Origin of the sequence: Vallitalea sp. (assembly GCF_025211055.1) — a bacterium.
GTDB lineage: Bacteria > Bacillota > Clostridia > Lachnospirales > Vallitaleaceae > Vallitalea.
Map to the genome: position 1 here is coordinate 1 of NZ_JAOARO010000067.1, position 21,664 is coordinate 21,664.

General features: G+C 31.4%; 22 protein-coding genes. 7 read left to right on the top strand and 15 right to left on the bottom strand.

The features are described 5' to 3' along the window. The 15 genes from N4A55_RS09495 to N4A55_RS09565 all read right to left on the bottom strand — a co-directional run. On the bottom strand, positions 1 to 550 hold a 550-nt coding region (locus N4A55_RS09495; RefSeq protein WP_293755480.1), incomplete at its 3' end, for an S-layer homology domain-containing protein. 77 nt (positions 551 to 627) lie between these two features. Beyond that, positions 628 to 1,587 (bottom strand): hypothetical protein, encoded by a 960-nt coding sequence (locus tag N4A55_RS09500; RefSeq protein WP_293755482.1) that lies wholly within the window; start codon positions 1,585 to 1,587, stop codon positions 628 to 630. Positions 1,588 to 1,612: 25 nt separating this feature from the next. Further along, a complete protein-coding gene (locus N4A55_RS09505; protein WP_293755484.1) occupies positions 1,613 to 2,059 on the bottom strand; it encodes a hypothetical protein in 447 nt (148 codons plus the stop codon). Beyond that, complete coding sequence (locus tag N4A55_RS09510; RefSeq protein ID WP_293755487.1) at positions 2,052 to 2,459, bottom strand: hypothetical protein; 408 nt, start codon at positions 2,457 to 2,459, stop codon at positions 2,052 to 2,054. The genes N4A55_RS09505 and N4A55_RS09510 overlap by 8 nt, the downstream gene beginning before the upstream one ends. Before the next feature lie 11 nt (positions 2,460 to 2,470). After that, positions 2,471 to 2,845 (bottom strand): hypothetical protein, encoded by a 375-nt coding sequence (locus tag N4A55_RS09515; protein ID WP_293755489.1) that lies wholly within the window; start codon positions 2,843 to 2,845, stop codon positions 2,471 to 2,473. Further along, a complete protein-coding gene (locus N4A55_RS09520; RefSeq protein WP_293755491.1) occupies positions 2,835 to 3,281 on the bottom strand; it encodes a hypothetical protein in 447 nt (148 codons plus the stop codon). The genes N4A55_RS09515 and N4A55_RS09520 overlap by 11 nt, the downstream gene beginning before the upstream one ends. 65 nt (positions 3,282 to 3,346) lie before the next feature. Beyond that, positions 3,347 to 3,898, bottom strand: a complete 552-nt coding sequence (locus N4A55_RS09525; RefSeq protein WP_293755493.1) for a hypothetical protein — start codon at positions 3,896 to 3,898, stop codon at positions 3,347 to 3,349. 88 nt (positions 3,899 to 3,986) lie between these two features. After that, complete coding sequence (locus N4A55_RS09530) at positions 3,987 to 4,538, bottom strand: hypothetical protein (protein WP_293755496.1); 552 nt, start codon at positions 4,536 to 4,538, stop codon at positions 3,987 to 3,989. Between the two features lie 19 nt (positions 4,539 to 4,557). Further along, positions 4,558 to 6,534: a hypothetical protein gene (locus N4A55_RS09535; protein ID WP_293755498.1), complete on the bottom strand. Its 1,977-nt coding sequence runs from the start codon at positions 6,532 to 6,534 to the stop codon at positions 4,558 to 4,560. A 4-nt stretch (positions 6,535 to 6,538) separates the two neighbouring features. After that, positions 6,539 to 8,359 carry an ATPase, T2SS/T4P/T4SS family gene (locus tag N4A55_RS09540; protein WP_293755501.1) on the bottom strand — a complete coding sequence of 607 codons (1,821 nt, stop codon included), beginning with the start codon at positions 8,357 to 8,359 and terminating at the stop codon, positions 6,539 to 6,541. Next, the gene (locus tag N4A55_RS09545) at positions 8,356 to 9,138 is read right to left on the bottom strand and encodes a hypothetical protein (RefSeq protein ID WP_293755503.1); all 783 of its coding nucleotides are present in this window, start codon (positions 9,136 to 9,138) and stop codon (positions 8,356 to 8,358) included. Before N4A55_RS09545 ends, N4A55_RS09540 begins: the two co-directional genes overlap by 4 nt. Beyond that, on the bottom strand, positions 9,135 to 9,713 hold the full coding sequence (locus N4A55_RS09550; protein ID WP_293755506.1) for a hypothetical protein: 579 nt from the start codon (positions 9,711 to 9,713) through the stop codon (positions 9,135 to 9,137). Before N4A55_RS09550 ends, N4A55_RS09545 begins: the two co-directional genes overlap by 4 nt. Then, complete coding sequence (locus N4A55_RS09555) at positions 9,713 to 10,699, bottom strand: SAF domain-containing protein (RefSeq protein ID WP_293755508.1); 987 nt, start codon at positions 10,697 to 10,699, stop codon at positions 9,713 to 9,715. Before N4A55_RS09555 ends, N4A55_RS09550 begins: the two co-directional genes overlap by 1 nt. A 45-nt stretch (positions 10,700 to 10,744) precedes the next feature. Continuing rightward, entirely contained in the window at positions 10,745 to 11,275 is a 531-nt protein-coding gene (locus tag N4A55_RS09560) for a hypothetical protein (RefSeq protein ID WP_293755511.1), read from the bottom strand. Positions 11,276 to 11,712: 437 nt separating this feature from the next. Beyond that, entirely contained in the window at positions 11,713 to 12,135 is a 423-nt protein-coding gene (locus N4A55_RS09565; protein ID WP_293755514.1) for a sigma-70 family RNA polymerase sigma factor, read from the bottom strand. A 346-nt stretch (positions 12,136 to 12,481) separates the two neighbouring features. Between N4A55_RS09565 and N4A55_RS09570 the strand changes: the two genes are divergently transcribed. The 7 genes from N4A55_RS09570 to N4A55_RS09600 all read left to right on the top strand — a co-directional run. Further along, positions 12,482 to 13,822 carry a hypothetical protein gene (locus N4A55_RS09570; protein WP_293755517.1) on the top strand — a complete coding sequence of 447 codons (1,341 nt, stop codon included), beginning with the start codon at positions 12,482 to 12,484 and terminating at the stop codon, positions 13,820 to 13,822. Between the two features lie 222 nt (positions 13,823 to 14,044). After that, positions 14,045 to 18,673, top strand: a complete 4,629-nt coding sequence (gene essC / locus N4A55_RS09575; protein WP_293755520.1) for a type VII secretion protein EssC — start codon at positions 14,045 to 14,047, stop codon at positions 18,671 to 18,673. Between the two features lie 15 nt (positions 18,674 to 18,688). Continuing rightward, a complete protein-coding gene (locus N4A55_RS09580) occupies positions 18,689 to 19,414 on the top strand; it encodes a LytR/AlgR family response regulator transcription factor (RefSeq protein ID WP_293755522.1) in 726 nt (241 codons plus the stop codon). A gap of 18 nt (positions 19,415 to 19,432) precedes the next feature. After that, entirely contained in the window at positions 19,433 to 20,248 is an 816-nt protein-coding gene (locus N4A55_RS09585; protein ID WP_293755524.1) for a hypothetical protein, read from the top strand. A gap of 20 nt (positions 20,249 to 20,268) precedes the next feature. Continuing rightward, complete coding sequence (locus tag N4A55_RS09590) at positions 20,269 to 20,517, top strand: hypothetical protein (protein WP_293755526.1); 249 nt, start codon at positions 20,269 to 20,271, stop codon at positions 20,515 to 20,517. Positions 20,518 to 20,578: 61 nt separating this feature from the next. After that, positions 20,579 to 20,944, top strand: a complete 366-nt coding sequence (locus tag N4A55_RS09595; RefSeq protein WP_293755528.1) for a hypothetical protein — start codon at positions 20,579 to 20,581, stop codon at positions 20,942 to 20,944. Between the two features lie 19 nt (positions 20,945 to 20,963). After that, on the top strand, positions 20,964 to 21,664 hold a 701-nt coding region (locus tag N4A55_RS09600), incomplete at its 3' end, for a hypothetical protein (protein WP_293755531.1).

Consider the following 21,664-nt stretch of genomic DNA (forward strand, 5'->3'; position numbering starts at 1 on the left):
ATATTACGGCTTCTCTTGCCCAACTTGAAGCCTCATCTAAATCTGATAATTGTTTAACAGCATCATCTCTATTTGCACAATCTACTGTATGTAAATAATTCATAAACATCACAGCAGCCTGTTCTCTAGTTATTAGTTCATTAGGATGGAATCTATGATTACCATTACCATTAACTATACCAAGTATATTAGCAACTTTTATATAAGGATTATCTGTATCTGTAAAGTATTCAGTTGTAGTAACTTTGGAAAGAAAAGTTTCTGGAGTTAGTTCCTGAAAATCCCAGCCGCTTTTAGTATCAAAGTGGCAACTATCAATTGATTCATTTCTAACAGTAAAAATAGCAGTAACAAATAACTCGGCAAATTCTTCTCTTGTTATAGGGTGTTGATAATTATTTTGTAAATGTTCTGGTACATACCCTCTATCAATTGCATCCATAACATCTTCTTTTGCCCAATCCGAGGGTTCATCTTCTGCTCCGTATATCATTATATTAGTACTAAAAATCATACTAATAATTAATAATAACGACAATATTTTCTTCATATGTATTATTCTCCTTTGAATGTTTATTTGTTGTTAATAATATATCACACTAGATGGAACATTACAAATTAGAAATCTTATTCCATATGCTTTATATCACAATAATAACCTGCCTTAGCAGCTTCCCTTATAGTAGGGTACAGGTTCTCAACATTAATAAAACTAGGTAGCTTATCTGCGTAGCAGTAATACTTTATACCATCTCTTGTGTAACCCGCAACCATCCTAGCTTTTTGTATCTTAGAACCTGCGACACTAAAGGCGGAAATTGGTCTTGAAGTAGTTAAATCTACGTTTTGCACAAGAGCTAATACGGAAGGACCTTCAATGCAATTAACGCCGGTATAAGTAGTCAAATCTCTTGGAATGTAGAATGTATTAGCCCAACGGGTATTTGTTTCATTTAATTTATTTACTGTATAGGAGATATTAGAAGATATAATTCTACTAATTTCTCCTAGATTATCTTCTTTTGATGATATACCAGGGGGTAATCCTTTATGCTTTGACAGCATATTTTTATTTATCTTTAAAGCATATTCACCACCCATATTAAGGGCATAGGTAGAACCATTATATTCATATGTATAAGGCAATTTTGGACCGAATTTCAGATCCCAATCACCATCACTTAGTTTATTTTCTGGATAATTATTAGCATTACTTATAAGTGTAGGGGTAGCCAAATAGTAGCCATCGTACATAGCAACTACAAAAGCTGGAATAAAATTCATTCTTATATGAGTTTCGTTTGTTTCATCAAAATTCAAACCATAATTAGCTGAGAAAACATCTATAAAAGTTTCAAGAGCTAGATTGGGGTCAGCACTTAGATAATTGGTTTCTGAATAATCCATAGACAAGTCTTTTGAATTAAGTAGCTCCCATATAGCCGCATCTGAAGCATAGTCAACAGCAAAAGACAACTTCAATTGTTCAAACTCTTGTATATCTTTCTGTATATAATTTGAAGAAAATATGATTAATCCTCCCAAATAGTATAAACATACTAATAAAGCGATACCTGTTCTTTTCAAATAATAACCTCCTAATCATGAAAAATTATCGTATCATACCTGCGAGCTGAAAATCTAATTTAGGAGTAGAAACTTTGTTAAAGTATGCAGCTAGTTTTTGAGCAGTAGTATGGTCAATAGCTTGTACATCAACTTCAATAATGTCACCTTGATCCCAATCAGTTATCTTATCAGTTAGGACGTAGGTACAATATGTGCTTCCATTTCCATCTGGATTAACAATTCTCATATAACGTTTAATTTTTATATCTACGACTGCACCATAAGAAGAACAACCAACATAAAAATCAGTTTTATCTAGTTCAGATATATGACCGGTATCAGTAACTTTATCAATAAAATTTGTCATCTCATTTAATATGGATCTTTTGATGGTTAAATCTCTGCTTAGAGATTGAATGATAAGTGGTGCAATAACAAGTAATATAAAAACTAAAAAAAGACCGATAATTCGATTAAAAAAATCACTCATTGGAAATCACCCATTTTCTTTGTATGTTTTTACCTACATATAATTGGATATTCATATTTCTTACGGTAGGCATAGCTGCATAAGCAGCTTGTAAAGCAGGAATTCTATTAGTAAAAAATACAGAATCTATGTTAATGACAGCGCCATTTATTTCAATAATCTTTGGTTCAGGGAAATATTCATCTGCTACAGCTAATAAAAGCATAGTATCATTAGAATTAAACTCTTTTTTATTTGGTAATAACTCTCCCTGAGTTTTCAATGCAGTTTTTTCAATTTGTACACCAAAACCACCTAATTCATTTCTATAAAAAGGACGAGCAAGTGAAATTGTTATGGGTATCAAGATAGCTAATATTATAACTGTTGTGACAATATCAATCATATCATCAGTTTGCATGAGTCTACCTCCTATGGTTTTATTACGATATCATAAGCTTCATTTTGTTTGGTTATATCACAGTTTATTTGGTATTTGAATAATAATTGTAGGTCGTCAATGGAATTGACTCTAATCCCATAAGCCCTACCAGAAATACTTCTAATTGAATCACTGTTCTTTAAGAGAGCTATGTAAATAGAAGAGGCAGGTAAGTCTTGTTGGTAATCAATTATTGATTCTATTTCTGAGGAGTATGTACTAGATATACCATTAACAATCATATTTGACATAGATCTATAGAGTTGTTGTCCACATGTTACAGTTATCCAGCATATACCAACAATAAAGGCTATAACTACTAATACAATTCCTTGTCTTAGAACGGAGTTAACTTCATTTTCCATATGCAATCCTCCTGAATTCTATTCTATTAATATCTCCATTTATGTTTTTTACTACAGAAGATTTATACATTGATTTGTAAGGTAGTATATTTTCTGATATATTTGTTAAATCCCATTTTGTGTCATTAGATGGGAGGGATGTATTCCATTTGTAATTAAATCCATCTTCATCACCTATTGTTGTATCAACCCAGACCTCAGGATAACCTCTAGTTTCAAATATTATTGATATAATATCTTGGGGATAAATTTCATCATTTTCTTCATATCTAAAGTAAGTACGAAATTCTTTTGTTACAGCTACTGCATCTATTTCACGTTGTTGTGCTCTACCTGCCTCACTAGCCATTCTTACTAGTATTACTACGTTCACCAATATAAGCGATGCTATCATAAGTTCAACAAATATCCATATGGCTTTACTCCATTCATCCAATATATATCTCCTCCTTAAGTATTTGAAAAAGTCCTTAGATAGTATGTATCTAAGGACTTAAAAAACTATTGTTGTGTGAAACAAATACCTACTATAGTTCCTGTGGTATCTTTTATAATTTCTGCAAGAAATTTGGCAGTAGGTCTAATAAATGCATCTGTACCAGATTTTTTAGCTTTTAAATAGTTCATGTTATAGGTCATTGTTCCAGAATTACCAGTATCAAGATTTTTTACATACCAAGATTCACCGTCATTTTTATCAAGACCTGATAATTTATAATTTCCACTTTCTGTAACACCATCAAATAAAGCGCCATAATTATAACCTACATTTGCCCCATTTTCCATTAGAGCTTTAGTTTTAACAACTAAACCATTAGGTTGTCCTTCAAATAATTTCAAAGCAGATAATACTTGAGTTCCAGACAGCATCTGCTGATCATAATCATCATAAACAGCTAACTGCATTGACTCAAGTGAATTTTGAACTGTTGTAATACCTTGATTAGTAGTGTTTCTTGTAAATCCTAAAATTGTGAATACTACTGATATAAGTACTCCTAAAACTATAAGTGCGATGGCAATTCTTGCACCAGTACCCATTTCGCCTTCCATGAGTTATTTTCCTCCTTTAGATTGGACTAATTGTCCACTAGTTATTTTATTTTTACGTATTTTACTTTGTAAACTATGTGAGCTAGAATCAGCTGATTTTTAACTTATTATAAGCTTTATAAAAATCTACTTCTTCTACAAGTACTTCTAAAGTATTATGTTCTTTTTTGAATTTTCCTGTAACCTCCACGATATCACCTTTTTTCATTTTGGCAAGTTCTCTAGCTTTGGCTCCTTTTGCAACACAATGTGCTACATTATAATTACCGTCATAAGATTTATATTTAACGATAAAAGGTAAAATTTCCATGCAGGTGTTATTTTTAATTAAAAGACCTTTTGTTTTTACAACATAGCCTCCAACTTGAATATAATTTCTTTCAGGTTTATTAGTAATTACTTGTCTAGCAGTAATAATATACATAAAAGTAAAAAGTTTATTATCAGCTGTTGTTTCTGAACGTAGATAATATTTAACCTCTACACGTCCTTGTAGATTACCTAGAATGTATTCAGAACCAACAGCAGGTATTTCAATACCTTCTACAATAACTTTGGCTACTAAGAAGTTTTCACCATTAACTTTTCTATAAATCTCTCTGCTTGGAGTTAGTGTCACGATACTTGTGCTACATTTCATTTTTTGTGCCTCCTTACAATTATAATTTCTTAAATTCTTCAATAGCAAAAAAGAACTCTTTCAATCCTAATATCCCCAATGGCATGATTATGTAACATACTGTAGTTAATAGTAAGGGTGCCATTGATAAGGGACTTACAAATGAACGCTTTTTCTTGAGTATTGATTGTTGTGTAATTTCTCTAATTCTTAATAAATGATCCCTCTCTGATATTAGATCGCTAAAAGCGTCTTGTAGAGAAATCTGATGAATGGTTAATATTAATTTATCTACCATTCTTTTAAATTCTGGCAGTGCAACTTTGCTTTTTAATCTATGAAGTGCCAGTTCTGGGTCAGAGGGATATTCATGATAAGCATCAATAAGTATGTTTCTATGTACACGTGATTGACGTTGCAGCCAATATAATGTCTCCATAGTATCTGCTGATGTATTCATCAATATGGTAATTATAGTCTGTAGTTGCAACACATCTTCTTCTGCTTCAGTTTTCAATAACCATATACGTGCTTTTAACACTATTTCTGGAATCCACCATGAGATAAATGCGATTACATAACATATTAATAACATCCACCATTTAAAATAAGTATTATAGTAAGTTTTATATTTAGTTTGTAATCTATCTATTTGTGATTTCTTATCAAATTCTTCTAGATGAGGTAAATAGGTATTAACAAAATCTTCTGTCCTATTACGGGAAAGCATAGGGTGAATATTCAAGTATATTTCATCCATTTCTTGTCTAGTTGCAATGTCTTTGGCATCGAGTTCTTCTCCGCCAACCAATGATACTTCTCTGACATTGCTAAGAATAAAATCTTTTCCCAATTCAACTGAGAAATATATAAAGAAAAGACTTAGAATAAAAGCCAAGATGAAGCATATTACTTTATTTGCATATAAATAAACTATATCCTTACTAGACATAGATTTTTCTAAATAATATTTTTTCTTTTTTATAGCTCTAGGCTTTTTGGGTATTATATTTCTAATAAAAATTACAAAGCTTTTGTTGGAAACAAGCTTATTTATGAATGTATTCCTATCATCTTTTTTGATAACCATTGGACTGTTTATCTTAGTAATAGTCATATATCCAATAATAGCTGATACAAAAATGAGTACTTTGGATATATATCCAAGAGGACCATGATATATAATAGCAGTTCCTGGTATCTGTTTAATGAAAAAAGATTCTATTAATCTAAGGGTGACAAGAGGTACAACAGGTAAGTATTCCAAAATACCAAACTTAGCTTTTTGTAACACTAATCTTTGTATCTCCATCTGTACTTCCGAGTGCATCATACCCATTGCTTGTATGAAGTTAGATGATCCATTTGATAATTTACTATCACCTGCATTATTCAAAATGAAACAGACTCCGGAAAAAGTCTGTAAAAGTTTGAAAGGTGTAGAAGCATAAAATTCCTCAAGTCTTCTTTCACCATCAACAGCTGTTAGTATCAGATAGATATCTTCAAAAGCATGTTTCAACAAAGGACCCACTTCAGCTTCAGAGATTGCGTCAGGTATTACACCTAAACGCAGATAGGCTTGCCTTATGGAAGATAAAGCTTCTAGTAGTTGTTTAAGTAGTTTGAAGTGAATTCTATCTATCTGTTTATTAATCAAAACATTCTTAGCCATAAAGGCAAATATTAATAATAAAAGAGAAGTAAACACATCTCTGAAAATTAGTATTCCAGCAATATTGATACCCCAAAAAGTACCAATGGATAAGGAATAAAACTTAACAGCTGTAGCTTTTATCTCTCTTTTTGTATAAACAGATAGACCTGCTATTCTATAATAAAGTTTTTCTATTCCGTTTCTTGTTAGGAAAAAATTATTATACTTCTGAAACATTTTATTGTAATACTTATAATTCTTAGTTTTCTTGCTTCTGGATTTTTTGTCCTTTCGTATAACTAATATAATAGCTGCTATACCAAGAACACATATAAGTATAAGAGGTAAAAACATCATCATAATACTACACCTCCCAGTTTTCCTGGACAAATCTAGAAAAACTAATGCGTTTATCTTTTGGTATACAATTCATGATGTAACGAGTAAGTTCAGGAGTAAACCATTCTAGAGCCACATATGTATTTGTAATCAGATCATATTTAAGAATGTCTCTAGTAGTAAAAGTCTGCCTGTCAGTAATTCTAGTGTAATATTCTTTTGTAATAGCATTCATTGAATGTACTGGGTCCTGCTTTTTATAAGTAGGATAGGGTACACCTTCATCTAATTTAACGATTTCTGAAATACGCTCAATATAACGCTTACCATCTGTAGTATAGTTCAAGTGAACATCAATACGCACAATGTCTATGACCTGTTGTTCGGCAGTAACCATAGATGTAAATCCACCAGCATTAACAAGGGAATTACGTAGAGCCCTAACTAGGTCAGGAGCTCTGTTGGCATGGTGGGAAAATATAGTGAATATAGAAGCGACTTGTCCCATTTGAATCATACGAGCAGCTATTGGGTCTGTTGCAACCTCACCAACTATGGATACAGCAGCGTCTGATTTTTTTAAGGCATCTTGAAGTTCAGAAGCACTTACAAATTCAGTTTCTTGTACCGAGAGGATATTCCTTTCTGGATATAATTCACGAAGATACATCTCAGGAGCCATCTCTAGAACACGAATTGTATATTTGGGGTCAATGAATTCTATTAATGCAGTCATAAGAGTTGTTTTACCTGAACCTTGACGTCCAGTAACTCCGCATGTTACTTGTCCCATCATAAGATATTTTAGTAATTCAACAACTATTGAAGCATTGTGCACATAGGGTTTCTCTATAAGACTTCGTAGAGATACATCATTAAGTGAAAATTTACGAACAAAAACTGCCCAGTATTCTGCGGCAGGTGGACGTAGAGCAAGGACCCTTGATTTATCATACATTGTATTAACCAGATAACCTCTTTTTTCTGTAAGAGGTCCTGGATTATTGTATCGGCAAATTAGTTGTATGACACGTCGTAGTTCTTGTTCAGTATTAAAAGTCATGAATCTTAGATGAATGTATTTACCTCTAAAATACAACCAAACTGATCTTGGGGCTTTTAGTACAGTATCATCTTTGTTTAGATTGGATAATATAGAACCAGATGTACCACAGTTAAAGCCGTTTATATCCATTTCACGTAATGTATCAATAATACCAAAACCTTTGTACTTCTGATAAACAAGTACTGTAAGTAAATCAACTAGTACAGGATAGGTTAATTTGAAATGCTTTGTTGCATATATCATATCTATATCTTCAGTAGTTATGGCATATGATGGTGATGTCTTACTTTCAATAATGTATCTTTCTCTATCTAGTTCATATTCATCAATAAGTTTAGCTAAAGCTTCTTTTCCATATTTCTTTTTATAGAAATACATTAGAACCTCGAATTTTATTCTAGTTTCTAGTGTTCTGGAATAAAAATCAAATACGCCGTTGATATCAGAGATAGTAGGTAATTCATCCATGATAACGGAGCGTATCAAGTCTTGGACAATAACTTTAGCAGAATCGATACCATAAACACAATTGTTCATAGCATCTTGAATACGTGCTTTCCTTTTGTAGAATGATTTAAAGTCTTCATCACTGAAGCCATTATAATTCTCTTCTTTTATAAGGTCTGCTAAAGTATATTTTACGGTGTCAACAAGTTTTTCAAAAGTCATTGCGTCTGAATGTTCAATATCGTGTTTTTCATGTTTACTCTTAAGATACCATATAACTAATACTATAAAACCCCCAAATAATACAATCAAAGTTAAGGATAGATTGGTCATTTATTTTTCCCCCAATCTATCTTTATACCTAAATTACTCATGACCAAATAGCATAGATCTCTTATATCTGCATGAAGATTGATTACCCTGATATCTTTGTTGTAAATATAGGGTAGAAGTTTATGTAAAGAACCAGTATTGGTCATTTTTTTAATGAATGGATTGTTAGTTATTTTCACTATTTTAGATGGCTTTATACCCATTATCTTAGCCACGTCCCTTAATGCACTTACATTAGGGTCATAATAGTTTAGTGCATAGACTACTTTACTATAATCTGGAAATATATCGCTGTCTTTCCAATTCTTATATTTATTTATAACATCCATTCCTTGAGAAGCAAGTACTATGATAATATCAGCATTTGATAATATTTCTTTTGTACTTTCTTCGTAAGGTTCAGAATTAATTTCTGTAATTATAAGATCATGTGTCAAGTTGTTCAATACAAATGTTAATAATTTATCACTTTCTTCTGTGGTAATGTAATCGCTTGATGTCTGCATGATGTCCAGGTTATCAGTTAGAGGTGTAAGATAATCATTAATATCTTCACCAGTTATACTATTTGCTTCTAGCATCCTTATGACTTGGGTAAGAGATTTTGTCCTATCTTCAACTTGATTAAGTCCAAGAGCAATATTGAAAGCATCTGATTCTGTCCCTGTATATGTTAAACATACTTTCATATTGGTTACTTGGGCTATCGCAGAACCAAGTAGAACGCTTAATGTAGTACAACCTTGTCTACGTACAGGTGAATAAACTGCTACTTTCATGTCTGCCACCCCTTCTTAAGTATTTTTATAGCATCTTTTATCTTTATATCAATATTTGGTGCTATAAGTTTTGCAATTGCTAGATTAATCTTTTTACTTGGTAGGGGTAATAGAAGGTTCTTGTTTTCTAAAACTTCAAGGGTTGAAATTAATTTCAAAGTGATAGGAATATTAATGGTGTCTTTTGATTTATCTTGTTTGCCATCATACATCAGCTTTATCTCTTTGTAATCATCAACGCATTCTAAAAATTCCTCTTCACCATCTTCAAAAGCGGACCCTTTTACATGAATATAGAATTGAATATCTTCATGTATTGTATCTCTTAAATCATATATGACATGGTCAAAATCATTTTGTTCCAATTCTATCTCTTCCCACACCTCATCAGGAGTAGCGTCTGTGACACAAATCATTATGTTGCCTAGGTGACCCAATGAGGAATAATCTTCTATCAGTCTTTTGAAATGACGATCATCTGTTATGACTATTACATCTCCAGTAGCCTGTAGAAGTTTCATAAGTGGATAGAGTATAGGTCTTTTATCAGTAAAACCTAAAACACCTATTCTCACTATTTCATCATCCCCTTCTCCGAGTTTTGTCCGTCTTGTGTACTTTGCTGCTCTGAATTTCTTTTGTTTTCATAAGCAGCTCTTTTGGCTTCTTTTTCTTCTTCTTCTTGTCGCCTTTCTAGAATTTCATCATACTCTCTTCCTGCTCCGTTGATATCACTTACTATTTTGCTTCTTCCACTAGATAAACTAGAAGAATCAAATTCTGATACAAGATCTAATCCTTTTTCAATGATATCACGTTTTAGGGTATTAAGTTTTGTATTAATTTTCTCAATTACATTTGGGTCCTCAGTTATAACTGAAAGGATATTATCAGGTACTGAATATGATACTTCTGAAGACTTTTGTACACCTGGTTCTACATATTTTACTAAATTGACACTAGCTCCATTTTCTTTTTGTAGAAAGTAGTCAACTAATGCACCATTATATATATGACGTTGGACACTGTTCAAGTAAGTTTTAATAGTTTTTTCGTTAATAGCTTCTACACGAACATGAGAAAGGACTATATATTTTTCACCGTATGGATAAGTAATTTCATAATCAATATAATCGCCTATTTCTAAGCCAACTGACCAAGTATCAGCTATAAGGTCTGTTTCTCTTATTGAATCGTCCATTTCTTCTTTCATTAACAAATCATTGGTTATTAATGTACCAGGTGATATACTAACCTTATAGTATTTGCCTAATAGATCTTCTGGTTGCTGGGCATAGGAGCCATTAATAATTGATTCTGGTACTTTAACTTTTACTAGATCCTCCAGATTGATTTCTTTACCCGGTTTTGTCTGTGTTCTTACAGAGTATACATATTTAAGTTTGCCTATGTCTTCTAGGGTAGAGGATAGAATTTGTATTTCACTCTCATAGTCAGTTTTCATTTTGGTAATGTAATGATTCCAAAAATAAAACTGTCCACCATTTGTTAACAATGCTACAATAATAGTAACTATGAGATACTTAATCCAATTTCTCATTATTAAGCTCTCCTTTATATACATAATTCTTGGGTTTTATCATGTTTACTTATTTTCATTTATATATAATTGTGGGTTAGGCAGTTCACCTCCTATGTCTTGAAAAACTTTAAGTTTATTTTCTAGAACTATAACTCTCATATACCTCTGATCTTTCATAAAATACATATCTCTATATAGGTAATTAGCGTATTGGGCTACAATAGACCACCCATTATTTTGTAATGCAAGTACATATTTTGCTGAAGATTCCAATGACATTTCATAAGTAAAGGGCGTTACTTCATCTTGCTTCATCAAATCTTCAGGATTTGGCAAATCAATATTTTCATCAATTTTAGGTAATAAGAGAATTTCTTTTATTGTTTCTAAGCATTTCCTTAATACTTTTGTTGAATTATTTTTAACATCTTGTAAATATATATTTTCTCCATCTGTATAGATGGTATAATGTTCTTCTATAGTTTTTGCTTCTTTCATGACAATCTTTGGTGAGGTATCTCCTATTTCTTTGCTTTTACAACTGGTTAAAATCAGTATTGAACAAAATAGTATAAGTAATTGCTTAGTTTTCAATAATCACCAACTCCCTGCTTTGTATATTTTATATTTATCTCCCCTCAGAGGTATAAATATTACGACTATATTTTTGGCTTTTAGGCTGTCTTTGGTTTTAAGACAACATAGGTTCAACACCTCCCCCTCTACAGAGCGGGCTACCCTCTTTACGATGAGTTAAGACTGGATAGAAGTATCATTATATCTCTTATGGGTCATGGCGAATTTCTTGACCATAGAAACATTAAAGCACATATTAATCGCTATGGAATAATTCCAATTATGGCGTATGGCTTAGACCGCTGTTCCAAAAAGAGTAATGTACCTAAAATACCACATATATTTAATTGTCAATGTTCAGTATATTTGCACATGGCTTATAAAAGGGAAAAATTCCCCTTATAATATAGCCGTGAAAAAAGACAAAATCGGACAAACTTTTGAAAAAATTTATATTATTTTATATTTTTAGTTTTAAAAATATCTTTTCTGAGCTTATCTAATGCTCTTCTGTGCCTTTTCCCAACAGTATCCTCTTTCATATTTAATTGTTCAGCAATTTCTTTGAAACTCAGTTGATTAACATACCTCATTTTTATAATTTCTATGTCACAAGGTTTTAATTTTTTTAGGGCCTTATACAAATCAATGTTTTCTATAGTTTCTGAGAAATCTAATATTGAATCAATAATATCATCGTTTGTCTGTAATGTTTTTGTATTATAGTAAAAATGTTGGTCTTGTAACTGTTCGTAAGATACATTATGTCTGTAATATCTTCTTTTCTGGTTCATTTCTTTTTTATCCTCTAAGTCGATAATATTTAATAGTTCATTTGAAATATCTTCATTCTTATAAAAATTTTTTCTTTGTAGCATGATTAACACTCCTTCTATTGTTTTTTATTAATTAAAAATTAATATTTATATTATTTAAATACACTTATTAGTATATATAAATGTCGTATTTTGTTGAATTAATTGTTTGTTTTATAATGAATATAGTAGAAATGTTATGTGAAGGTATAAAATATCTAATTTGACATAGTAATAATATATTTGGTTTACAAAAAAACCATAATATGTTAAAATGACTTCATTAATTTGAAAAAACTCATAATAACAGATAAATTTCTGATTTTTAACTGTGATTTGTTTTAGGGGAGCTTTTTGTATTACAAAAAAGTTCTTTGTCAAATATTATTATTAGAAAGGGGTGATAGGTTTGGTTGCAGTTATTTCAAGTCCCAAATACTTGGAGGATATAGATAGGGCAGTAGAGCAATTATGCAAAGAAGTTGTATTCAAGAAGATTGATAGAGATATTGACATATTAGAAGAAAAAAATATAATAGATAAAATAAATATGGATATGTTGATATTGGATATCTCTTGTGTTGAAGACCCAAGAAAATTACCTCAATTCATTCGAGGAATTCAGATGAACAAAGAGAGTATAAGGATTATTATTATTGCTCCTTATAGTTTTTCGGGTAATCTGATTATGAATGATCTTATATCAATGGGAATTTATAATATTATAGGGCAAGAAGATCAAGCAGATAGTCACATTTTATCAAGTATAATAGAGTTATATGAAAATCCTTCAACTTATGCCAAAGCCATTAAGTGGGATAAAGGAGCCATTAATCGTAATAAAAGAGAACAAGAATTTATTAAGACTGGTGAAGGCAGATTTGGTAAAAAGAAAACAAGTAATGTAATAACAGTAGAAAAAGATAAAATCGTTGGTACCATTGTAATTGCTGTTGCTGGTACTATTAGCAGAATAGGAACAACTCATACAGCTATATCTATTGGAAATTTTCTTTTGAGAAATAAGAACGGGGTTGCAGTTGTTGAGATGCAACAGAGTGATGCGTTTGAATCCATAAAGAACTCTTATGACAATGTTGAACTCAAAAAAGGTTTTTTTTCTCTTGCTGGGATAGATTTCTACCCATATGATCCAGCTTTTGCTGTTTCAGATCTTATATTAGGAGATTATGATTATGTTGTTTTAGATATGGGACCTTATGATATTTGCGATGTTGCAGAGTTCAAGAGAGCTCAAGAACGAATCATTGTAAGTGGGGTAAAAGATTGGGAATTAGATGAATTAGATAAATTCCTAAAGACTGAAAGTAAAAAAAATGCTAATAAATATTTATTCAGTTTTTGTGGGGATAATATGTTCCAATTTGTGAAAGGAAGTATGGAGCCGCTTTATTGTTATCAAGCAGCTTATAATCCTCAGCCTTTTGATGATAATGAAGAAGCTAATGAGGTATATGAAAAGATATTATGTAATGTGCTTCCTAGGATAAAAGAACAAGAAAAAGGATTATTGGATTCTTTGTTAAAAAAAAAAGAAATAATCCCTCATCATAAACCCATTCTACTGAAGAGAGTAGAAATAAAAACTACAGAAAAAGAAGAATTTCTAAAATATATGATAGTCATTTTGCTAATTGTAATCCTTCTTGTTGTCTTTGGTTTCTTAGTAGTGACCAGCCCTTCTTTTTCGGGCATCAAGAATTTTTTTAGTCAATTAGTAAAACATTAAACATATAATTATAACCACTATTATAGAGACATTTTTACTGTAAATAAAAAGTGATGGTTATCACATAATAATCAATTTTAATAGAGATAAAATCACAAATTTATTATATAAGTAAATCGTAGAAGTGACACAAAGTATAAGAATATAAGTGACATAGCATGTATATAACTATCTGTGATAGTTATATTAATTGTACAGAACGAGGTGTAGCCTCTTTTTGTTGTGCCACAATTAAAAGAATATATAGAGTATATTCTGTACTTTGGAGGCGAAATTACTTCTATGAAAGAAATGATATTATACGTTTATTATAACGATACAGTAAAAGAATATATACTTTCAAATGAAAGAAGCATATGTAATATTGAGTTATCTTCATTACTACCTGTTGTTATAGTTAACGGAGAATGGTTTTTAGCACCTACTGAGGATATGGCTGTGTCAAAAAAACAGATAAATGTAGGGGATAAAATAAGTGTTTCCATTACAGATACAGATGAAAAGGCAACAATCTATGTTGATAGGGAAACAAACATTGAGTTAACATACAAAAAATATGGCATTGAAGAGGAAAAACAAATTCTTATAGGCAATTCTGAAAAAAACACCATTGTTTATAACGGCTTTGATATGAAGCCTAATCATGCAGTAATAAGTATTGAAAATGGTAGAGCAACAATTAGTACAAAAGGGAATAAATGCTTATGTGTTAATGGTAAAATAACTGAATCTACAGTCTTATCTTATGGAGATTTCATCCATATTATGGGGCTTAAAATGTTTTACTTAGGTAAATCCCTTGCCATAAATAATTCAATACATCTGGGACAATGTAATCTTTCACCATATATTCCTATAAAACCTAGAAATGATATTAAAGGAAAAAAGAAAAAGAAAACTAAAAAAGAAGATCTATATTTTCAGCGTTCCCCAAGAATTATAAAAAAGTTGGAAGAAGGCATAATGGATATTGATTCTCCTCCATCACCACCTGAGCAAAAAGAGCAGCCCCTTATATTAACTATAGGTCCTGCATTGACTATGGGTATGGCAATGATGGTAAGTATGATGTTTACAGTATATTCTAGTAGGAATAATCCTTTTATGGTTATACCTGGTATAGCTATGACAGGTTCTATGCTTCTTGGAGCAGTATTATGGCCTATTCTATCTAGAAGACATAAGAAAAGAAGTAAGCGAAAAGAAGAAAAAAAGCGCATTAAGCGTTATAGAAAATATATGCAAAATGAGTATTCTAGGCTTGAAGAAAAAATAGCTTATAACAAAAAAGTACTGTTAGGTACATATCCAGAACCAACTGTATTGATAAGCAGAGCTCTCAACAGAGATAGAAGACTATGGGAACGTATGCCTTCTAATAAAGATTTTCTGGATATTAGATTAGGGACAGGAACTGTGCCATCAATTATAAATATTCAGAAACCAAAAGATCGTTTTACAATGAGAGATGACAATCTAATGGGTGAATTAAAAGATATAGGTAACAATTTTGATGGAGTTTCAGGTATGCCTATATCCTTTTCAATGATGGGAAATAACATGTTAGGCATGATAGGAGACAGGGAGATAACTATCGATACAGCTATAGCATCTATTGTACATATTAGTGCATTGCACAGTTATGATGAAGTTAAGATTGTGTGTGTATATAATGCTGAAGAATCTAATGAATGGGAATGGGTTAAACAACTACCTCATGTATGGGCACCAGAGAAAGCTCTGCGTTTTGTAGCTTCATCTAGAGATGAGGTAAGAGATGTTTTCTTATATCTAAAAGAGGTGTTAAGCGATAGAGATGAAACCAAAGACAATGATTATGATAAAAAGATAATGCATTTACCTCATTTTTTAGTATATATCGCAGATCCAGAACTAGTTGAAGATGAGCTGGTTATGAAGTATTTAACTAATCCTAATAGGCAACTTGGTGTATCAACAATATTTATATATGATAAACTTAATCAACTTCCAAAAGAATGTAAAGCATTTATTCAATGCGAGGTAACTGAGAGTAGTTTATATAATAGAGATAACCCAGAGTCAGGTTTAATTAAGTTTAATAATGATTCAGTGATAGGAAAAGATTTGGATTCATATTCAAGAGCCTTAGCAGGAATTAAGATCAAAGAGATTGCATCTTCTGCTTCACTAACATCTATGCTTACTTTCCTTGAAATGTACAAAATAGGAAGAATAGAAAATCTATCAATAAAGAACAGATGGAAAAACAATCTATCATATAGAACTCTTGAAGCTCCATTAGGCATTAAAGCTGGGGGAACACAATTTTTATTGAATATTCATGAGAAATATCATGGACCTCATGGATTGATAGCAGGTATGACAGGTTCAGGTAAAAGTGAATTCATACAATCCTACATACTATCAATGGCAGTAAATTATCATCCCCATGATGTAGCTTTTATTCTAATCGACTATAAAGGTGGAGGAATGGCGAATTGTTTTATAGGATTACCTCATATAACAGGAACTATTACTAACCTTGGAGGAAATCAGATCCGTCGTTCACTAGTATCATTACAGAGTGAATTGAAAAGAAGACAAAGAGTCTTTGCAGAACATGGAGTTAACCATATTGATAAATACCAGCAGCTATACAAAGAAGGTAAAGCTGATTGTCCTTTGCCACATTTGGTTATTATATCAGACGAGTTTGCTGAACTTAAGGCTGGACAACCAGAATTTATGCAAGAGTTAGTCAGTGCGGCAAGAATAGGTAGAAGTCTTGGTGTACATCTAATACTTGCTACACAGAAACCATCAGGTGTTGTTGATGACCAGATATGGAGTAATACCAGATTCAGGATATGTCTCAAAGTTCTTGATAAATCTGATAGTAATGAAATGTTAAAAAGACCTGAAGCAGCTAATATCAAAGAACCTGGTAGATGTTATGTACAAGTGGGTAATAATGAGATTTTTGAACTACTTCAATCTGGATGGAGTGGTGGTTCTTACATTCCAACAGACAAAATAGAGAATGATGAGGACAATCAAATTTCTCTAATAGATGGTTGTGGTAGAGCTATCCAGACAGTTTCGTGTAAACCTAAGCCTGCTAAAAGTTCTACAACTCAGCTTACAGCAATAGTAGATTATATCTCTGATTTAGCTAAGGATGAAGGTATCAATCCATTAAAATTGTGGCTTGATCCATTAGAGGAAGAAGTATTTATACAAGATATTGAGGATAGAAAAAAAGGATGGAATGGTGATGACTGGCAGAAAGTAGATCATTGGTTATGTCCAACTATCGGTTTAATTGATGATCCTGCCAATCAGAACCAGTTTCCTTTAAAACTTGATATAGGAAATATGGGACACGTTCTTTTAGTTGGAGCGCCAGGAACTGGAAAAACCACATTCTTACAAACAATGATATATTCTCTTGTTACATCATATACACCAGAAATAGTTAATCTATATATTCTTGATTTTGGTGGAAGGACAATGGGATATTACAAATATTTACCTCATACTGGAGGCGTCATATTCTCAGAGGAATCGGACAAATTAGATAAACTTTTTAAAATGCTTAAAAAAGAACTTGATAATAGAAAGAAAAAGTTTTCTGAATATGGTGTAGGTACATTAAAGGCATACATGGAAGCAACTAACGCAAAAATCCCAGCAATGATTGTAATACTTGATAATTACGAGGCATTTTATGAACTCTATTCAGATTACGAAGGAATTCTTACTACATTTTCACGTGAAGGTGGTAATTATGGTATTTACATGGTTATTACAGCTAGTAATGCTAATTCAGTAAAATTCAGGATTACTCAAAGTATAAAATTGATGGTAGCATTACAGCTTAATGATAAATATGATTATGTTTCTATAGTAGGGCAAACAGGAGGATTAGAACCAGAGCAGGTAAAAGGACGTGGACTATTTAGAATAGAGACTCCTCTGGAATTCCAGACAGCATTAGCATGCAAATCTGTAAATGAAGCTGAAAGAGTTCAGAAGCTAAGAGACTTATTCATGAAAATGGATGAAAGTTGGATAGGAAATAGAGCTAAACCTATTCCATTCGTTCCTGAAAAATTAACAATAGATCATCTTTTGGAACACGAGGACTCAAAAGAATTTATAGATACTGATTTGTTGCCTATAGGGTATGATATTGATGAAGCAGAAATAGTATCAGTAGATTTGACAGGTCTAAGTTCATATTTAATATTAGGATATGAAATGACAGGTAAGACTAATCTTATAAAATCATTAATGAATACTATAGCAAATAAGTTAGATTGGAAAGTATTTGTTGTGGAGAAGGGAAAGAATCTGCAAAAAATATCGTCAAGATATCAAGTTGATGGATATATTAATACTACTGAGGATTTTGATAGTTTTATTGGTGGTTTAGTTGAAGAGATGAAGTTAAGATTCAAAGATTTGAAGCAGTTCCGTGAAGAAGATGAACAAGTTATCAAAGAGCATGAGTATATGAAAAAATACCAACGAATAGTAGTGCTCGTAGATGATTATAATGAATTCTTTGAAATGATATCGGACGATTCTTTAAGATTAGTAGAAAATATTGTAAGAAGTGGTATGGGCCTTCAAGTATGTTTTGTGTTTACTGCTGATACTGATACACTATCGCCACATATAGGAAGTCCATTATACAACAGTGTATTTAAAGGAATGAACGGTATCCTTCTTGGGGGTAAAATGGATTCTCAAAATATATTTGATATTCAAATGGACTACAAGCAAAGAAGTGTAGCACTTAACCCAGGTTTTGGATATCTTATAAACAGAAGTGATTACATAACCATAAAGACACCTCAATTATAATGGGGGTGAATCTTTGTGGTGAAATTTGTCTTGTGTGATAGTTCAACATTATATATGGAGAAATTAAAAAAACAGATACAGAACATTATAGATCAAACGGGATATAACATGAAGATATCATTATTAACCACTAAATTGAAAAAGGTAATGGATTATCTTGAAGTAGATGATGGCATTTCTATCTATATCATTGACGTTGATTATGATAATAATCATTTATACGGTATCAAATTAGCAAAGCAGATAAGGGAAAAAGATAGAAATGCCTATATAGTTTTCAATACAATGCGTACAGATTCTGTATATAACGTAATGACTGGACTTATAAGACCATCAGGATTTTTTAAGAAACCTATACACAAAGAAGATATGCAGATATTAATGGGAGATATATATCAAGATTATTTGAATCTACAGGGGGAAAATGATGACTTATTTCATGTAAACATAGGGGCGAATATATATCATATTGAGTACAGACATATTTTATATTTTGAAGCATTCCAAAAGAAAGTTTATATTCATACATCTAATCAGAGGATAGGATATTATGATAGTCTAGCAGATCTGGTTAAGAGGCTTAACAATCAATTTGTACGTTGTCATAGAAGTTATCTTGTCAATGTAGACAATATCAAAAACGTTTCTTTTACGGATATGATTCTAGAAATGAAGGATGGTAGAAAGATAGATATATCCCGTACTTATAAAAATTTATTGAAGAAAAGATTAAATCTATAATTGTAAGGAGGAAAATTAATGCCTAAATTAGGTGAAGCAGGATTCATACTGACATTACGGGAATTTACTTTTTTAGCTGCTCTAACAGGAGCAGAGAATGTATTTGGAGTAGAAGATGATACATATAAATTAAGTCAAGAAGAGATACAAAAAGAGTGGGATAAAGTAAAAGAACAATTAGAGAATAAAAAATACATTGAAATAGATATTGATGGAAGTATAACAGTGGATAACGATTTATTTGAAATGATTAGCCACTGTTGTCGACCTAAGATATTCTTGAAATATGATGGCAAGGGTATTGGGGATAAAACATTCTCAAGATGCTACTATATATCCACAGAACATGCCGTAGAATTAGATGAAGACAGGTTGATGAAAAATACATATGCCCTGACACCAATGAAAAACATCAATAAGGTTATAGATAATATAATGGAATGTTACCATGTTAATGATAAATATGAATTAGAAGATTATTCTTTTAAAGTTACTTATGATGAATTTCAAGAGCTTGTTACATTGATAGAAAAGTCGAAAGAAGATGCAATAGCTAAGATGATCTCAATAGGTTGCACAGAGGATAAAGCAACAGATTTTTGTAAAGCTTTTGGTAATAAGAAAAAGTACATTATGAGTTACCTGATAAAAATATCTAATAAAAAAGTGGATGGTATTTCAACGTTCTATGTTCTTGGTGGAGATAAATATCTCTGGAAAACTAGTGATATAACTTCAGATAAGGACAATATCATTATAAGCATTAGTAGCCTAGATAGCATTAAGGAACAAGTTGAAAAACAGATAGCCCAGATTAAAGAAATCTATCAATAATTATTAAGGGGGTAATGTAATTGGACAAAATAAATATAGAGGTTATAGTACCTGCTATTAATAAAAAATATGAATTTTTATTACCTATTGTAATGAAAGTAAATGTTGCCAAACAATTGATGACTGGTATTGTATGTAATCTTGAAGGAATTAATTTTGATAATGAGAATTTGATGTTATGTTATATTGATAAAGGCGAAGAAATAGGTTCAAATCTGTCAATAGAAGAGGCTGGGATTAAGGATGGTAGTAAATTATTGATGGTTTGATTAATAGAACAATCAATATAATTCTATTTGTGATGGGGATTATGTTGCATGGAGGTGAAACATGTCAAAAATATCTTCAAATATTAGAGGACTAGAAGAGCAAGTAGACAGGTTAAAAGACTCGGCAGAAAGAGTAAATAATATATATAGTCAATTTAACGCAGTAAAAAATAGTATTGACAATGTAATTAGTCAAAGACATAATATTAATTATCAACTAGATACAGCTAGCAAAAGAATTAAGTCTTTAAGGGAAAGACTAGATAATTCGGGAATACATATCAATAGTGCTATAAACAGTTATCTAGACGCTGAACGAAGATTGGAAAGTCTTGTAGCAGTATTAGAAGCACCCCAGAAGAAACAGGAACAATCTAATAACATATTTGACGAGCCTGCAAGAGAACACAGAAGATTCTATACGTAGATTTTCTACATCAAGCTATATGAAGGATAATATACCTTATCATGATATGAAGGATATCATTAAACAAATTGATGAACAGATGAAAATATCCATTAATCAATTAAATGAGTGGTCTAGTGCCAAATACATAGCTGATGCAAATATCAAAGAACTATTTAGAAAACTAAAAGAATTAGATACAGGAGAAATTACCACAGGAGTAGCAGAAGATGGTTATGATGAAACTGGTGTATGGGAGCATTACAAGAAATATATTAAGAAGAATGAACTCTTATACAAAGAGAAAACAGGACAAACTATAACACCCTATGATATTTATGAATTTGCCAGGTTATCAGCTATGGCAGACTTGATAGATGTATATGGAGACAGTGTTTACATAACTAAGAATGAACACTTGATACAATCAAAAATAACAGAAAGTCTAGGAGTCAATGTACAAATACTAGAAAACAATGATATACTATTCATAGACAAAAATGTAATATGGAAATATGTTGGAGAAGACACATATGAAGCTAGCCGTAATTTAGTACATGGTGGTTATGGTACCAGAAGTGTAGAGGCATTAAGAAAATTGAATGAGTCCTCATCAGCTATAGCTCTAGGTCATGCTGTACAAAATAGATCATTAGATTTAACCTTAGATGACTTACAATTTCTATACAGCATAGACCCACATGGAGCTAAAGAATATGTAACAGGTATACCAGGTTATAC

Bases quoted from the DNA above. Each gene is read 5' to 3' on its own strand.
- N4A55_RS09515 (WP_293755489.1), bottom strand. From the start codon at position 2,845: ATGGAAAATGAAGTTAACTCCGTTCTAAGACAAGGAATTGTATTAGTA.
- N4A55_RS09530 (WP_293755496.1), bottom strand. From the start codon at position 4,538: ATGAAATGTAGCACAAGTATCGTGACACTAACTCCAAGCAGAGAGATT.
- N4A55_RS09510 (WP_293755487.1), bottom strand. From the start codon at position 2,459: ATGCAAACTGATGATATGATTGATATTGTCACAACAGTTATAATATTA.
- N4A55_RS09505 (WP_293755484.1), bottom strand. From the start codon at position 2,059: ATGAGTGATTTTTTTAATCGAATTATCGGTCTTTTTTTAGTTTTTATA.
- N4A55_RS09595 (WP_293755528.1), top strand. From the start codon at position 20,579: ATGTCAAAAATATCTTCAAATATTAGAGGACTAGAAGAGCAAGTAGAC.
- N4A55_RS09535 (WP_293755498.1), bottom strand. From the start codon at position 6,534: ATGATGATGTTTTTACCTCTTATACTTATATGTGTTCTTGGTATAGCA.
- N4A55_RS09525 (WP_293755493.1), bottom strand. From the start codon at position 3,898: ATGGAAGGCGAAATGGGTACTGGTGCAAGAATTGCCATCGCACTTATA.
- N4A55_RS09565 (WP_293755514.1), bottom strand. From the start codon at position 12,135: ATGCTACAAAGAAAAAATTTTTATAAGAATGAAGATATTTCAAATGAA.
- N4A55_RS09540 (WP_293755501.1), bottom strand. From the start codon at position 8,359: ATGACCAATCTATCCTTAACTTTGATTGTATTATTTGGGGGTTTTATA.
- N4A55_RS09545 (WP_293755503.1), bottom strand. From the start codon at position 9,138: ATGAAAGTAGCAGTTTATTCACCTGTACGTAGACAAGGTTGTACTACA.
- N4A55_RS09555 (WP_293755508.1), bottom strand. From the start codon at position 10,699: ATGAGAAATTGGATTAAGTATCTCATAGTTACTATTATTGTAGCATTG.
- N4A55_RS09585 (WP_293755524.1), top strand. From the start codon at position 19,433: ATGCCTAAATTAGGTGAAGCAGGATTCATACTGACATTACGGGAATTT.